The 14,164-nt window shown below is 65.4% G+C and carries 12 protein-coding genes and 3 tRNA genes; 4 read left to right on the top strand and 11 right to left on the bottom strand.

What is annotated here, in order from left to right; translation table 11 throughout:
• Positions 1-12 precede the first annotated feature (12 nt).
• From SK1NUM_RS03310 to SK1NUM_RS03295, 4 genes are all read right to left on the bottom strand, one after another.
• The gene (locus tag SK1NUM_RS03310; RefSeq protein ID WP_212325338.1) at positions 13-828 is read right to left on the bottom strand and encodes a MetQ/NlpA family ABC transporter substrate-binding protein; all 816 of its coding nucleotides are present in this window, start codon (positions 826-828) and stop codon (positions 13-15) included.
• A 66-nt stretch (positions 829-894) separates the two neighbouring features.
• Positions 895-1,566 (bottom strand): methionine ABC transporter permease, encoded by a 672-nt coding sequence (locus tag SK1NUM_RS03305; protein ID WP_212325336.1) that lies wholly within the window; start codon positions 1,564-1,566, stop codon positions 895-897.
• Positions 1,566-2,576 (bottom strand): methionine ABC transporter ATP-binding protein, encoded by a 1,011-nt coding sequence (locus SK1NUM_RS03300; protein WP_212325334.1) that lies wholly within the window; start codon positions 2,574-2,576, stop codon positions 1,566-1,568. Before SK1NUM_RS03300 ends, SK1NUM_RS03305 begins: the two co-directional genes overlap by 1 nt.
• Positions 2,577-2,669: 93 nt before the next feature.
• The gene (locus SK1NUM_RS03295; RefSeq protein WP_212325332.1) at positions 2,670-3,248 is read right to left on the bottom strand and encodes a type II toxin-antitoxin system PemK/MazF family toxin; all 579 of its coding nucleotides are present in this window, start codon (positions 3,246-3,248) and stop codon (positions 2,670-2,672) included.
• Between the two features lie 692 nt (positions 3,249-3,940).
• Between SK1NUM_RS03295 and SK1NUM_RS03290 the strand changes: the two genes are divergently transcribed.
• On the top strand, positions 3,941-4,525 hold the full coding sequence (locus tag SK1NUM_RS03290; RefSeq protein ID WP_212325330.1) for a beta/alpha barrel domain-containing protein: 585 nt from the start codon (positions 3,941-3,943) through the stop codon (positions 4,523-4,525).
• A gap of 33 nt (positions 4,526-4,558) precedes the next feature.
• Here SK1NUM_RS03290 and SK1NUM_RS03285 read toward each other — a convergent pair whose 3' ends face one another.
• The gene (locus SK1NUM_RS03285; protein WP_212325328.1) at positions 4,559-5,839 is read right to left on the bottom strand and encodes a hypothetical protein; all 1,281 of its coding nucleotides are present in this window, start codon (positions 5,837-5,839) and stop codon (positions 4,559-4,561) included.
• A 295-nt stretch (positions 5,840-6,134) separates the two neighbouring features.
• Here SK1NUM_RS03285 and SK1NUM_RS03280 point away from each other — a divergent pair, with 295 nt between their 5' ends.
• The gene (locus tag SK1NUM_RS03280) at positions 6,135-7,187 is read left to right on the top strand and encodes an SH3 domain-containing protein (protein ID WP_212325326.1); all 1,053 of its coding nucleotides are present in this window, start codon (positions 6,135-6,137) and stop codon (positions 7,185-7,187) included.
• A gap of 93 nt (positions 7,188-7,280) precedes the next feature.
• On the opposite strand, the gene SK1NUM_RS03275 is transcribed toward SK1NUM_RS03280, so the two are convergent.
• The 3 genes from SK1NUM_RS03275 to SK1NUM_RS03265 are packed head-to-tail and all read right to left on the bottom strand — an operon-like array spanning position 7,281 to position 10,842.
• Entirely contained in the window at positions 7,281-8,867 is a 1,587-nt protein-coding gene (locus SK1NUM_RS03275; RefSeq protein WP_212325324.1) for a glycosyltransferase family 39 protein, read from the bottom strand.
• Positions 8,858-10,423 carry a glycosyltransferase family 2 protein gene (locus SK1NUM_RS03270; protein ID WP_212325322.1) on the bottom strand — a complete coding sequence of 522 codons (1,566 nt, stop codon included), beginning with the start codon at positions 10,421-10,423 and terminating at the stop codon, positions 8,858-8,860. The genes SK1NUM_RS03275 and SK1NUM_RS03270 overlap by 10 nt, the downstream gene beginning before the upstream one ends.
• The gene (locus tag SK1NUM_RS03265) at positions 10,420-10,842 is read right to left on the bottom strand and encodes a hypothetical protein (RefSeq protein ID WP_212325320.1); all 423 of its coding nucleotides are present in this window, start codon (positions 10,840-10,842) and stop codon (positions 10,420-10,422) included. Before SK1NUM_RS03265 ends, SK1NUM_RS03270 begins: the two co-directional genes overlap by 4 nt.
• A gap of 444 nt (positions 10,843-11,286) precedes the next feature.
• On the opposite strand from SK1NUM_RS03265, the gene pgi reads away from it, so the two are divergent.
• The gene (gene pgi, locus SK1NUM_RS03260) at positions 11,287-12,960 is read left to right on the top strand and encodes a glucose-6-phosphate isomerase (protein WP_212325318.1); all 1,674 of its coding nucleotides are present in this window, start codon (positions 11,287-11,289) and stop codon (positions 12,958-12,960) included.
• Positions 12,957-13,646, top strand: a complete 690-nt coding sequence (locus SK1NUM_RS03255) for a SanA/YdcF family protein (RefSeq protein ID WP_212325316.1) — start codon at positions 12,957-12,959, stop codon at positions 13,644-13,646. The genes pgi and SK1NUM_RS03255 overlap by 4 nt, the downstream gene beginning before the upstream one ends.
• Positions 13,647-13,732: 86 nt before the next feature.
• Here the strand turns inward: SK1NUM_RS03255 and SK1NUM_RS03250 are convergent.
• From SK1NUM_RS03250 to SK1NUM_RS03240, 3 genes are all read right to left on the bottom strand, one after another.
• Positions 13,733-13,809, bottom strand: a tRNA-Phe gene (locus SK1NUM_RS03250).
• Between the two features lie 25 nt (positions 13,810-13,834).
• A tRNA-Asp gene (locus SK1NUM_RS03245) sits at positions 13,835-13,908 on the bottom strand.
• 122 nt (positions 13,909-14,030) lie between these two features.
• Positions 14,031-14,106, bottom strand: a tRNA-Glu gene (locus tag SK1NUM_RS03240).
• Between the last annotated feature and the right edge of the window lie 58 nt (positions 14,107-14,164).

Below are 14,164 nucleotides of genomic sequence, written 5' to 3'. Positions count from 1 at the left end.
GGCGGTCCGCGATCACTTGGCTGCGATCACCTCGCCCTCCGGCCAGGTGGTCTTGATGAAGTCCTTGACCTGCTGGCTGTGCAGCAGTTCGTCGAGTTTCTGGACTCCGGGATTGGTGTTGTCCTCGCGCCACACGAGCAGGTTGGCGTAGGGGTTGTCCTCGACCTCCTCGACCAGCAGTGCACCGCTGGTGTTCAGGCCTGCGCTCAGGATGAAGTTCGAGTTGATGAAGGCCAGGTCGATGGCGGAGTCATCCAGCAACTGAACGATGACCTCGGGCTGGTTCTCCTCGAACTTGAAGCCACGTGGGTTCTGCTCAGCGGTCAGCGACAGGACGGTGGCGTCCTTGGTGAGGTTCTGCAGCAGGCCGGCCTTCTCCAGCAGCTTCAGGGCACGGTACTGGTTGGACACGTCGCTGGTGATGGCGATGGTGGCGCCATCAGGCACGGAGGCCAGGTCGCTGTACTTACGGGAGAAAACGGAGAGAGGCTCGATGTGGATGCCCGCGCCGTGGGTGAACTTGTAGCCCTTCTGGGACATCTCGTTCTCCAGGTAGGGCAGGTGCTGGTAGTAGTTGGCGTCCAGCGAGCCGTCATTCAGCGCGGAGTTGGGGAGCACGTAGTCGTCGAACTCCTTGATCTCCAGTTCGATGCCGGCGTCCTTGGCGAGATTGTCGCGGACGTACTGGAGGATCTTCGCGTGTGGCACGGGACTGGCGCCGACCGTCACCTTCGTGGTGCCGGAGTCGCCTGAGCCGCTGGAGCCGCAGGCCGTCAGCGCCAGGGTGGCGGCCAACAAGCCCGCCAGCAGGGAGAGGTATCTACGCATTCTGGGTGCGTCCTTTCTGGGCCAACCACGAGTTGGCCACCGTTGTCGTGGTACGCCGAAGCCCCATCAGCGATGGTCGACGTAACGGATCACTACATCTCCCAACACCTGGATGAGCTGAACCATTCCCACGAGAATCGCGATGGTGACCAGTTGAACGGTTGGCTCGAAGCGCTGATAGCCGTAGTTGTACGCCAGGCGCCCCAGGCCGCCGCCGCCGATCAGCCCCGCCATGGCGGAGTAGCCGACCAGGGTGACCACCGTCGTCGTGACAGCCGCCACCAGCGATGGCGCAGCCTCTGGGAGCAGCACCTTGGTGATGGTCTGCATCCGGGTGGAGCCCATGGCATGGGCTGCGTCCACCTTGCCTGAGTGGACGTCGCGCAGCGCCGACTCCACCAGCCGGGCGAAGAACGGCACGGCCCCGATCGTCAGGGAGACGCAGGCTGCCTGCGGACCGATCGAGGAGCCGACGAGCCAGCGGGTGAACGGGATCAGGCTCAGCATCAAGATGGCGTAGGGGATGGACCGGGTGATGTTCGCGATGGTCGAGAGCGCGACCGAGAGCACCGGGTTCGCGATGATCCCGCCGCGTTGCGTGGTGAACAGCACCACCCCGAGCGGCAACCCCAGGAGCACGGTTGCGACGCTCGACATGCCAACCATGATCAAGGTCTCCTTGATCGCGGGATCGAGAGCCTGGAGGATCTCGTTGAAGCTCAGTTCAAGCAGAGGCATCAGCTGGCTCCATTCAGTGCGGTCTCGGGGGTCCGCTGGGCATCGGCCCCGAGTTCTTGCAGATACCCGACGACGGCATCTGGGTCGGTGCCGTCTGGGACGCGCAGCCTGAGGTGGCTGAACGTGATCCCCGCCAGGTGTTCGACGCTGCCCGCGACGATGGGCATCGTCACCCCGAAATGCTGCGATGTGAGCGCCACCACCGGGCGGTCGGCGGTGCTGCCGGAGGCCAGCACGTCGACCAGGTTCCCGCCCTCCTCGGCGCTGGGGTCGTGTGGCGGGATGCCGAACAGCGCCTGCGACAAAGAGCCATCGAGGCTGCGGATCACGTCGGTGAGGGGACCGGACTCGATGATCCGTCCCGCCTCCAGGAGCGAGACCGAGTCGCAGACGCGTTTGACCACATGCATCTCATGAGTGATCACCAGCACGGCCAATCCCAGCTGGGAGCGCAGCCCGGTGATCAGGTCGAGGATCTCGTCGGTGGTGCGCGGGTCGAGGGCGGAGGTCGGCTCATCGCACAGCAGCACGGCGGGGCTGGTCGCCAATGCCCGCGCGATGCCCACCCGCTGCCGCTGCCCGCCCGAGAGCTGCGCCGGGTAGGCGTTGGCGGAGTCCGCCAGCCCGACGAGTTCCAGGAGCTCATGGGCCCGCTCGCGGCTTTTCTGGCTGGGGGTTCCCTGGATCTCGAGCGGGTAGGTGATGTTGCGCCACACGGTGCGGGAGTCGAACAGGTTGGCGTGCTGGAACACCAGCCCGAGGCGGCGGCGTGCGTTGCGCAGCGCAGCCGAGTGGACGCTGGTCAGGTCCACCCCGCCGATCTCGATGCGTCCCGAGGTGGGACGATCCAGCATCGCCAGGCAGCGCACCAGGGTGGACTTCCCGGCGCCGGAGTGGCCGATGATGCCGTGGACACTGCCCTCAGGCACCGTCAGTGAGACGCCGTCGAGGGCACGTACCTCACGGCCGGACTGCTTGTACACCTTGCGCAGGTCGGTGACGGTTATCAAGAACCCTCCTGGATTGGGTCACAGACTCCCTTATCGAGCCTCCAATGGGTCAACCCGAATGATCCCACGTAAATTCCCGCCTGTCGGCGGTTCTCACGGACGAACTGCGCTGGCGACGGCGTCGAAGATATCGCGGTCGAGGACCGCCCCGATCCGGCGGACACCGCCAGGATCGACGCGGATGATCCGGTTCAGGCGCACCTCGCTGGGACGTCGCTGCGGATCCCACTCCCCCGTGCCGATGTCCATCCAGAGCCGTCCGCTGCGTGCCTCCTGCGCGGCGTCACGGTCGTGGTCCTTTGAGGTGAGCTGCAGGCCGAGCAGCCAGTTGCCGTCACGGCCGATGATCAGCACGGGCCGGTCCTTGCCCTCCCTGTGGTCCTCCTCGTAGGGCACCCAGGTCCACACCACCTCGCCTGGGTCGGCCTCATTCCCCGGGGCCGGGGAGTAGGTGATCCGGGGTGTTCCCTTGAAGTCGCCGGGGTATCCGCCGCGGGCTGGGTCGCCAGCCCGCTGAGAGCTGTTGCCGCTTTGTCCTGCCCTGTTGCCGGATGCCCCCGCACCGCGCCGCCTCGTGCCGCTGGCCCGGTGCGATCGTTTCACGTCAGACCTGAATTGGGCGACGAGGTCGCGAAGGATCCGGGATAGCAGGTCGCCCAGCCAGTTGCTCATGGACTCACACTAGTGGCGCGGACCGGAGGTCCGCTGGTTTTCACCTCCGGGATGCGGTGCCTGGGCTGTAGTCCGCCTGGCTTCAGGCTACGTCCTGGTGACGTTTCAGCTGGTTACCTTGGCGCGCCGCCTACCCCATCGGCCGCCTCCGTGGACGAACTTCCATCATGCGACACGAGCGGGGGTTGCGAAAGTCTGGTGAAAACTAGAGGCCCGCGCCCGTCCGATGGGGGGGGTTCGGGCGGGCGCGGGCGTCCTTGGGTCCCGGCGAACCGGGAGCCGGCTACGCGGTCCGCTGCCCAGATGGGGGGAACAGGCTACGTGTCCTGCGTTCCGGCGAGAACTACACTAGCGCACTCGCTCCCCACAGGGAAGCTAATTGGCGCTCGTGTTAACAGCGAATAATCGATTCTCACCCGAACCGTTAACCACGACTAATCCCCCTTGCCAGCCCTTTGGCCTGCCTGAAGAGTGATCGACTTTCAGCAAGGGGGTCGTGTTGCCCTTCGTGAGTAGTCAGAACCCACTCGCGCGAGAGGCTCCAGGACAGGCTCCGCGACCCCGTGGGACACCACCAGGACATTCCTATCCGGAGCCCCGTCCGGAGCTTCCGCGTCGCGTTAAAATTACCCGCTGACCAGCGTCTAAGGACGCCACGCCCGGTGAACACCCCGCAATGGCATGATTGCCCCATGTCTGATGCTCCCCTGACCGGTGTCGTCGCACTGCTGGACGAAGCCTCCCTGGACGATCTCATCGGGGTCATCGAGGTACTGGCCCAGGAAGGCGTACCGAATCTCTCCCTACCTGCCGGGCTGCCCGCTCTTGAGGAGCTCGCCGCGCTCTACGGGACACGGATCAGGATCGGTGTTCACGGACCCATAGACACCTCTGCCGAGCCCGCGTCCCTGGGCGCTGATTTCCTCCTGCCCGACTTCACCGGTGCGGACCTGGCGGCGTCGGCCAGGGCTGCTGGGGTGGCCTGCTATGGCTCGGCCATGACGCCCGGCGAGGTGGTTTCAGCGCTGGGACTGCCGGTCACCGGGGTGCAGCTGCGTCCGGCTGAAGTGGTCGGCCCCGCGATGGCAGAGCACCTGCGCAGCCTCGGGCTGATCGAGCGGGTGGTGCCGCGTGACGGCCTGATCGCCTTCACGGCGAAGCAATGGTTGCAGGCCGGCGCATCCGCCGTCTGCATAGGCAGGCACCTGCTCGGCGACGCCCTCACCGGGGGCGACCTGGCGGCCCTGCGTGACCGCTGCCGCAATCTCCGGGGTTAAGAGGTATCACCCGGTTCATAGCACACAGGCGCATCACATGCCGCGACGCGGCCTGGGGCTGTGCCGCGGGCGGACCTGGGTGATCTCCGCCTCGGTGAAGTCATCCCAGTCCTCACCTGGGGTGCTCTCGCTCGCGGCCCGGTGGGCACGCTGCGCGACCGGCGCGGATTCTGGCCCCTCACGGAACCAGGCAGGCGGCATGGCCTGGGGCTCCTGAACAGGGTCAGGCGCCCGCCTGGGAGTGATCACCTCGGTGGGGCCGGGGGTGAACTTCTCGGTGGGCCCGGCCTCAGCTGGCCTGGGCTCCTCAAGGTTCAGCTCGAACTCCTGCGAGTCCTCCGACGCGTCGCCGATCAAGCCGAGCGTGCCCTCATCTGCCTCGCGGCGCCGGGCGCGGACCACGAGCCCGAGCAGGGTCAGCGCCCCAGCGGCCAGGAAGACGACGGCTCCGGCCAGGAACCATATGACCGGGAAGTCCTTCCGGCCACCCTCAGTCGCGGTGGCCGTCGACGACGGGGTGGCTGTCGGCGACGCCGTCATCGAGGAGGCAGCCGCGGGCGCGGAGGCCCCTGTCGGCGTCTCGGCGGGAGTGAACGTGGGACTCCTCTCCGCCGCCGGCTCGTCGACGGTGAAGACATGCTCCGCCGACCCGGCTGACAGGTTGCCACCGCCCGCGAAGGTCGCGACCAGCTTGCCGGAACCGATCGCAGCCGTGCCCGGGATCTCCGCGTGAGTGCTGAAGTTCCCGCCCGCATCCGTCACGACGGTGGACTCCGGGAGCTGCGTTCCCTCGAAAGCGAAGGTCACGGTGGCTCCCGCCACAGCGCCACCGGTTGCCGTCTTGACGTTCCCTGAGACATTCACCACATCCCCTGGATTCACATTCGTGGAGCCGATCTCCAAGGTGACAGCGGTGCTCCCCTGCGCCGGAAACTCGATCCGGGAAGTGTGCGACGACGCGCCATGGGCGCCGTCACCCGCATAGGAGATCACGAGGTCCTGGGGCCCCACGATCTTGTCCGCGGGCAGGTTGAACTGCATGGAGAAGGCACCGTCTGCGCCGGTGTTGGCGGTATGCACCGCCTGGCCGCCGACAGAGACCGTCAGCTGCCCGTTACCAACCCCCTGGCCCGCAGCGTCGCTCAGGACCCCCGTGGCGTTGACCTGGCCTGTCATGTTCGCCTCGACGGCAGCCTGGATCTGGGTAGGGACTGGGTCCGCCCAGGCCTCAGCGCCTGGACGGAGCAGGACCGGCAAGATGGCCAAGAGAAGACTCATGGCCAGTCGGCTCGCCCGCACGATCGGTGAAGTCATTCAGCTTCCTTTTACGGTGGGTCCTTCGCAGACTACCGGGAAGAACCTTGAGGTGTCATGGCGCCCGCCTTCTTCGGTCTCCACACCACGAACTTACGACAGGACAGGGTCCAGGATCACATTTCCTGCGCCTGTGAAGACCTCCCGGCCCGCCGGGGAAGGTCGCGACCGCTGGCGCCTGCCGTATGAGATGATACGTCTGACGCTCAGACATTATTGCCACGAGGTTTGTGCAATCCGCAACCACCACCTATCCTGAGAGAAGTTCAGGAAATTCTAAGAAATGAGGGGACCCATGGCAAAGGCACGACGCGCCTTCCAGGACGGGGATGAAGACTACATCCTCGACATCACCCCTTCCGCCGTTTCTTCCCCACGACGGGGGGCCAAGCGACCACGCCTCTTCGGCAAGTTCATAGCTCCCATAGCACTTTCAGGCCTAGTCATCGCAGGTTCCTTCGCCATCTCGAGCAAAGGAAACTCTGACCAGGTGGCAGACCCGACCTACAGCGACGTCAACCTGGGCGTCAGCCGCGGCAACGAGCGCACTCCCCTGCCCTCGCCATCGGAATCGAGTGAGACAGACGCCAGCGCCCCCGCACCCCTGCCGACCGCGCCCAGTACCGAGGCAACCTCGGCTGAGGCGACTCCCACGCCGGAGAGCACCTCCGAGAGCGCAACCCCAACGCCCACCGATACCTTCGACCCATCGGAGCTGGGAAACAAGGTGGGAGAGAAGTACATCGTCTCGTCTGCGAATGTCCGCACCGGCCCCGGGTCGAGCTATGACGTGCGGACCACGCTTGATGCCGGCATCGCGCTGACTGTGACGGATGTCTCCACCAACGGCTGGCAGCAGGTTTCCTACAAGGGCCGGGCGGGCTGGGTGAAGTCCGACCTGCTCTCTGATGAGAAGCCGGAGACCCCTTCCGCTTCGCCGACGTCGTCCTCGCCGAGTTCCTCCTCGTCGGCGCAGTCCGAGAGCTCAGGGACCTGCTCCTCGTCGTCGGCGAAGAGCATCGAGTCGGGGCTGACCGCAAAGTCGGTCTCCGTGCTGCGCAAGGTCTGCGCCACCTTCCCGGATGTAAAGACCTACGGCGGCTACCGCAACGAGTCCGGGTATCACGGGCAGGGACGGGCCATCGACGTGATGGTCTCCGGGGACCGAGCCTGGGAGATCGCCCGGTGGCTGCGTGAGCATGCCAGCGAACTCGGTGTCATGGAGGTGATCCATGCCCAGAAGATCTGGACCACCCAACGTTCATCGGAGGGATGGCGTTCCATGTCGGACCGCGGCTCCGCCACCGCAAACCACTACGACCACGTCCACATCTCCGTGGTCGGCTGACCCCACGCGGGGAACCCGCGGGCTACGCGTCGCGGAGTATCCTCCCCTGCGCCCAGGGCCCTAACGCCCTGGGCTGCGTCTATTGTCAGCGTCTCAATGCGCACCGTTGAACGCGTAGAGTCGCCATATGGTGCCGCGGCCGTCGATCCACTCACGCTCCAGGGTCGCCACGCCCCCGCCAGTGTCGTGTATGCCCGGGAACTGTGCCGAAATGGCGTCGGCCAGGGAGTACTGGGGATCGGTTACGAGGGTGTAGCGCACCTTGCCGCCCACCGGATCGGTCAGTTTCTCTTGGAAGTCCCGGTCGGGCGTGATGACGAACTGGTGCGGGTTGCGGCTGGCCAGGACGATCGGGAAGGAGTAGGCGACATCCGTGATGACGCTGCCATTGGGCAGGCTCAGTGAGTCGAGGTATGCCGCTACCTGCGCCTGCGTGGCGTACTGGCGTGCCTGCGACACCTCGAATGCCAGATTCTCCTCCCGCGCCAGGCGCGGGTTGAGTGAGGCCCACCAGGCCAGTGGCAGCGGAGCGATAGTGGAGATCAGCACCACCACGGCCACTGACTTGCGGAACGCAAGCCTTCCCGTCCCCCGCCTGATAGACCCCAGGATGTAGCCGGCCATCAGGAGTCCCCAGGGAATGGCCATGATCTGGAACCGGAGCCATCCAAAGGACGCCCCGTTGATGAAGGCCCATTCATCGAAGGCGAGGATTCCGCCGAGAATGGCGGCCGGGCCGAGGATCCCGGGCTCCCTGCGCCGCACGGCTATCACCACGGCAATGACTATGAACAGGATGGCAAAGGGCGCCACGGCGAACAGCTGGCTGCTCAGGTAGCCCAGGATTCCGTCAAGCCCTCCACCGGTGAAGGAGTCTATGGACGTGCGGTCATTGTTGACCTGGGCGCTGTTGCCGTACGGGGATGTGTAGGTCTGGAACCATGACTGCCCGACCAGCTGTGAAACCGTCGCCCACACGATAAAGGCCGCCGCGAAGGGACTGCCCACCAGGAAGAGGTCGAGGAGGGCCACGGTTTTGCGGCGGCGGCCGCCCCGGGTCCGCCAGAGGCTGATGCCAAGGACGATGATGCTGGCGGCAAGCGCCGCCGCAACCGCCTCGTACCGCACCAGGTACGCCAACCCGAGACCGAGCCCAGCGTGCACCAGGTGCCACGGGTCATCCTCCTTGAGCCAGCGGGCCAGGTTCAACGCCGCATACAGGGCGGTGGCCAGGAGCATGGACTCGCTGGCCCCACATGCCGCGGATATCAGCACCAGCGGCTGGACGGCGAGGATCCCTGTGAGGATCAGCGCTCCCGCACGGTTCATCCCGAACAGCGCCAGGAACCTGCGGAAGAGCACCATCGCGAGAGCCCCGCAGAACACAGAGACAATGGTTCCCGCAAATGCCTTGGATGCCAGCACCGGCACCAGCGGCGAGAGCAGCAGCAGCGGAATCGTCGAGAGCGACGGCAGGGGGTTCCAGACGAAGCCGATGGCGGCCAGGTGCGGGTCGCGGCTGAAGACCACGTAATAGCCGTTGGCCACCCGGCTCATCGCGTCCGGGAAGATGAGGTCCTGGCTGGTGAGCCAGATCCCGAATCCCAGGTACAGGGCACCGGTGAGGAGGGCGACCATCCCGTCGTCGGAGATCCACGAACGCTGCCTCCTCACTGCCATGCCTGCTCCTGCCTGGGGACGGTGGGGACAGGTGCGCTGGAAGCCACCTGCGGGGTGGCCTCGGGGTGGAGACCGTGGGCGGTCTTCTCCCAGTAGGAGGGGTTGCGGACCAGCTGGACGATGGCCTTCACCGCGGCGACCCACATCAGCACCCAGTAGGCGGGCGCCAGCAGGGCCGCCACGAGGAGGTCGGGCCGCTCCATGGTGCGCGCGGTGTACAGGTTCATGTACATGATGCAGAGATTGCCCAGGACCAGGCAGAGCAGGCCTAGGTGGTAGATACCGGGTGGGAACAGCCCCGCCACCAGCTCGGAGTGGGAGGTGAACCAGATCATGGTGAGGATCCAGAACACCCCATTCAGCGCGCTGAGCAGCGGAGTGCCGGCGACGAAGACCGCCATGTCCACGACCGATCGCCAGCCGAGCTGGTCGGTGATCAGCCGAGGTGACCGCATGTGCACCAAGAAGGTCTGCAGGTATCCCTTGTACCAGCGGCTACGCTGCCGGATCCAGTTGATGGGGTCGGGGTTGGCCTCCTCCAGGGTCGTGGAGTCGAGCACGCTGACCTGATATCCGGCCCGCCGCAGCCTGAGTCCCAGGTCGGCGTCCTCGGTGACGTTCCACGGATCCCATGCACCCACGACCTTGAGCGCGGCGACCCGGAAATGGTTCGAGGTTCCCCCCAGGGGGATAGGGGCACAGATGTCCACCAGGCCCGGCAGGATGTTGCTGAACCAGGTGCCGTAGTCGAGCGTGAACCAGCGGGTGAGCAGGTTCTGGCGTGAGTTGTAGAAGCCCAGGCGGGCCTGGACGCAGGCATAGGCAGGGCCCAGGCGGTGCAGTGCGATGACGGCTTTGCGCAGCTGGAGCGGGTCGGGCTGGTCCTCGGCGTCGTAGATGGTGCACAGCTCTCCTCGCGACGTGAGGAGGCCAAAGTTGCACGCCTTCGGTTTCGTCTGCGGATCGGCCTTCGGCACCTGGACGACCGTCAGGTGCGCTCGGGGCCTCAGTCTGCTGGCCGCGTCGATCGTCTCAGTGTCACCGGACTCCAGCAGAAGCCTGATGTCCAATTTGTCCCGGGGATAGTCGATACGCTCCAGGGCCTCCACCAGCTCTCCGATGAGTGGCTCTCTGAAAACCGGGACCAGCACCGTGTAGGTCGGAAGCTCGCTCTCCGGAAATGACCGTGCCTCCTCGTCGCTGATCTTTATCAGCTGCCCTCCCCTGGCTCCGCGTTTGAATATCAGAAGGCGGAAAACCAGCGCCCAGAGGTATGAGCAGGTCAACAGCCCGATCAACAGGACACCGGTGATTCCCGGGGCAACAATCAGGCCGGCCAGGAGAACAAGAAAGCAGATGACCAGAAGCACCCGCTGCCAACGGGCCAGCACCGCATGGGCTGAGTACTTGGGGGAACGGTACTCCAAGGCATGGCAGGCCACATCAAGCGCCTGGTCGGGAGCTACGAATTCTGAATCGGGGAAAGGCGCAGGGGCTTCTCCGGGCGGAAGGAGCGCGCCCTGGCCGAGGGCGCGTCTGGGCATTGTCGCAGTCATGACACCACTCCGATCCTTGAGAGGACGGCAACGAGAACCAGCGCCACGCCAACTGTGACGTAGTGAGAGGCAGGGATAGGCCCCAGCTGACCCTCAGGCGCCCAGCCCCGGCGGGTCACCACCAGCGCGACGGCACCGGCCCACAGGACGACGACAGCGGCCATGGTGATCAGGTTGCCCGGCGGAGGCAACAGCCACATCAATGCGGGAAGGGCGGCAGGCCAGACCCACATCATGGCCCTGGTTCCGCTCAGCATCAGCAAGCAAGCAGCCAAGCAGAGAAGCCATGCCGCGGTGACCGCCACAGGGCTGCCAACGCCAGGCCATTGGCGCAGCGTCCAGATCCCCGCGCCCAAAGCAGTGACGGCGAGGATCATGTCGACCTCACGATCGTCAATCCCAGGCTGGGCCTGTCGCATACAAAGCAAAACCCCAGCCGCACAAAGCGATAACAACCATCCAATCCACAGACCGGGAAGCCGGGGAGACTGAGGAATCACTACGGCAAGGAGCACCCCGCACAGAAAAAGGAACACCACATGCGCCCTGATTCCTCGCAGCAGACGGGATGGAGAGGGCACCCTCCCCAGGACCTGTCTCATTGTTATCGTCGTGTCGGGTTCGCTCATAGCGAAAACCTCCCAGCGCGATGGAATTGCCTCGTAGAGACATATTTCACGTTCAGCCGGTCGAAAGAAAGCAGCCACGCTGCACAAGCTGGTTAACGACCGATCCCGGCCTTCAGCCAAAGGTTAGAGGATCCCGGGCGCACAGATATCGATGCGCCAGCACGCCGGGGCCCTCCGCGCTTGTCCCGCGCTCGCGGTGACGTTCTGAACACGTCGCCGTCTACTCTTGGGGGCATGATCAAGCCGGTTGACGCCACCACCACCACTGCCTGGGAAGAGCTGGATGAGCTCGCTGACACTGCCGACCTGGGGCTCCGCGACGCCTTCGCCGATGACCCGGACCGGGCCTCTCGTTTCACGCACTCCGCTGGGGATCTGCACGTGGACCTGTCGAAGAACCTGATCAACGACGACGTCATCACGGCCCTGCTGCGCCTCGCGGAGCAGACGGACGTGGCAGGTCGCAGGGACGCGATGTTCAGAGGCGAGCACATCAACGCCACCGAGGACCGTGCGGTGTTGCATACCGCGCTGCGGCTGCCTCGCGACGCGGAGCTGGTGGTCGACGGCCAGGATGTCGTCGCCGACGTCCACGCGGTCCTTGACAAGATGTTCGCCTTCGCGGACAAGGTGCGCTCCGGCGAGTGGACCGGGGTCACCGGCAAGCAGATCAGGACCGTGGTCAACATCGGCATCGGTGGCTCCGACCTCGGACCGGTGATGGTCTACGAGGCTTTGTTGCCGTACAGGCAGGCCGGCCTCGAATGCCGGTTCATTTCGAACATCGATCCGACGGACTGCTACCTCAAGACAGCGGACCTGGATCCGGAGACCACGCTGTTCATCGTCGCTTCCAAGACCTTCACCACTCTGGAGACCCTCACCAACGCCCGCATGGCGCGCACCTGGCTGCTGGACGCCTTGGTCGCCAAGGGCGCCATCGCAGACACCTCCGAGGCGCGCAACGAGGCCGTTGCGAAGCATTTCGTCGCCGTCTCCACAGCCCTGGACAGGGTGGCGGAGTTCGGCATCGACCCGGTCAACGCCTTCGGTTTCTGGAACTGGGTGGGCGGCCGTTACTCGGTGGACTCGGCCGTCGGCCTGCCCGTGGTCATCGCCATCGGTCCTGAGAGGTTCCGTGAGTTCCTGAATGGCTTCCACACCATCGACGAGCATTTCCGCACCGCGGAGCCATCGCGCAACGTCCCACTGCTGATGGGGTTGCTGAACATCTGGTACGTCAATTTCCTGGGTGCCACCAGCCATGCGGTATTGCCCTATGCGCAGTACCTGCACCGCTTCGCGGCCTACCTGCAGCAGCTGACGATGGAATCGAACGGCAAGTCGGTGCGCTGGGATGCCTCGCCTGTGACATGCGAGACGGGCGAGGTGTTCTGGGGAGAGCCTGGAACCAACGGCCAGCACGCCTTCTACCAGCTGATCCACCAGGGCACCCAGCTGATCCCCGCCGACTTCATCGCCGTGGCCAACCCGCCGCATGCGGTCAAGGACGGCGACGTGGACGTCCACGGGATGTTCCTGGCCAATTTCTTCGCGCAGACCGCGGCCCTGGCGTTTGGGAAGTCCGAGGAGGAGGTGCGAGCTGAGGGCACCCCGGAGGACATCGTCCCGGCCCGGGTGTTCTCCGGCAACCGGCCCACCACGTCGATCCTGGCTCCTGCGCTGACGCCGTCGGTGGTGGGACAGCTGATCGCCCTCTACGAGCACATCACGTTCGTGCAGGGAATCGTATGGGGCATCGACTCCTTCGACCAGTGGGGCGTCGAACTCGGCAAGAAACTGGCCTTGGAGATCGCCCCCGCGGTCTTCGGCGACGCCCACGCCCTGGCCAGGCAGGACGGTTCCACCCGGGCGCTGGTGTCCTGGTACTTGGAAAACCGGCGATGAGCCCACTCGAGAAGAGGGCGGGCGGCCCACGTCACCGCCGTCTGGAGGTGGCGGCGGCCGTGGCCCTGGCCGTCACGCTCGGCCCGGTCCTGTCGGGGGTCATCATGGTGGCCTCGGGCAGCGCCGACCGGATCTACAGGGCGGGCGATCACGTCCCGGCCCGGGACGTGATCATGGTGCTGGGGGCGAAGGCAGACCCCGGGCGTCCGTCGGGATTCTTGGCGGCCCGCCTGAATGTCGCCGTCGATCTGTTCAACTCGGGCAGGGGCAAGGTGATCCTCGTCACGGGGGCCAACACCGCGGAGAGCAACTACGAGACCCAGGTGATGGAGGACTACCTCATCGCCCGGGGCATCCCCGCGGGCAGGATCGTGCAGGACGTCGCGGGCTACGACACCTACGACTCCTGCATTCGGGCCCGCGACGTGTTCGGGGTGCGGGAGATGACGGTGGTCTCGCAGGCATACCACCTGCCACGCACTATCACCACCTGCCGGTCGCTGGGGGTCGACGCAATCGGGGTGGGGGATGTTACGGCCCAGCAGAACTGGCCGGATCGTTACCTCCAGGGGGAGCTGCGCGAGTTCCCGGCGTACGTGAAGATGCAACTCGACCTGCTGCGCGGGGCGAAAGCGACACAGTCACCACCGAGCAGCGCCATCCAGGATGCACTTCGAAGGGCCTGAGAATCCCCTCCACAACCGACTGAGCCTCGCGAATTGGTTCGCTTGATACTGAAAAACCCCGCATTATCGCGGGGCGGAGTCATATCTGGTGGCCAGGGCCGGGGTCGAACCGGCGACCTTTCACTTTTCAGGCGAACGCTACTACCAACTGAGCTACCTGGCCGGTGGGTGGCCTATAGCTCACCCAGCGACCCCGACGGGACTCGAACCCGCGACCTCCGCCGTGACAGGGCGGCGCGCTAACCAACTGCGCCACGGGGCCAATTTATGGCCTACTGGTTTTCTGCCAGCCCGGGTAACTCTAGCGGTACTCCCCGGTTTTGGGAAATCGGGGATTCCGACCGCTTGGCCACCCGTTCAGGGGTACTCCGCAAGAAGTCTCCCTGGCATCCCCAACGGGATTCGAACCCGTGTTGCCGCCGTGAAAGGGCGGAGTCCTAGGCCGCTAGACGATGGGGACCGGACCTGAGAAGAATAGTGGCGATCCACCAGCCAGGCAACTCCGACGGCCCCGCAAT

The organism is Arachnia rubra, from assembly GCF_019973735.1.
GTDB classification, from domain to species: domain Bacteria; phylum Actinomycetota; class Actinomycetes; order Propionibacteriales; family Propionibacteriaceae; genus Arachnia; species Arachnia rubra.
This window is presented reverse-complemented; position numbering and strand designations above follow the sequence as displayed.

Coding starts and splice junctions, on each gene's coding strand:
- SK1NUM_RS03310 (WP_212325338.1), bottom strand. CDS start 828: ATGCGTAGATACCTCTCCCTGCTGGCGGGCTTGTTGGCCGCCACCCTG.
- SK1NUM_RS03305 (WP_212325336.1), bottom strand. CDS start 1,566: ATGCCTCTGCTTGAACTGAGCTTCAACGAGATCCTCCAGGCTCTCGAT.
- SK1NUM_RS03265 (WP_212325320.1), bottom strand. CDS start 10,842: ATGCGACAGGCCCAGCCTGGGATTGACGATCGTGAGGTCGACATGATC.
- SK1NUM_RS03270 (WP_212325322.1), bottom strand. CDS start 10,423: ATGACTGCGACAATGCCCAGACGCGCCCTCGGCCAGGGCGCGCTCCTT.
- SK1NUM_RS03275 (WP_212325324.1), bottom strand. CDS start 8,867: ATGGCAGTGAGGAGGCAGCGTTCGTGGATCTCCGACGACGGGATGGTC.
- SK1NUM_RS03285 (WP_212325328.1), bottom strand. CDS start 5,839: ATGACTTCACCGATCGTGCGGGCGAGCCGACTGGCCATGAGTCTTCTC.
- SK1NUM_RS03290 (WP_212325330.1), top strand. CDS start 3,941: ATGTCTGATGCTCCCCTGACCGGTGTCGTCGCACTGCTGGACGAAGCC.
- SK1NUM_RS03255 (WP_212325316.1), top strand. CDS start 12,957: ATGAGCCCACTCGAGAAGAGGGCGGGCGGCCCACGTCACCGCCGTCTG.
- SK1NUM_RS03280 (WP_212325326.1), top strand. CDS start 6,135: ATGGCAAAGGCACGACGCGCCTTCCAGGACGGGGATGAAGACTACATC.
- pgi (WP_212325318.1), top strand. CDS start 11,287: ATGATCAAGCCGGTTGACGCCACCACCACCACTGCCTGGGAAGAGCTG.
- SK1NUM_RS03295 (WP_212325332.1), bottom strand. CDS start 3,248: ATGAGCAACTGGCTGGGCGACCTGCTATCCCGGATCCTTCGCGACCTC.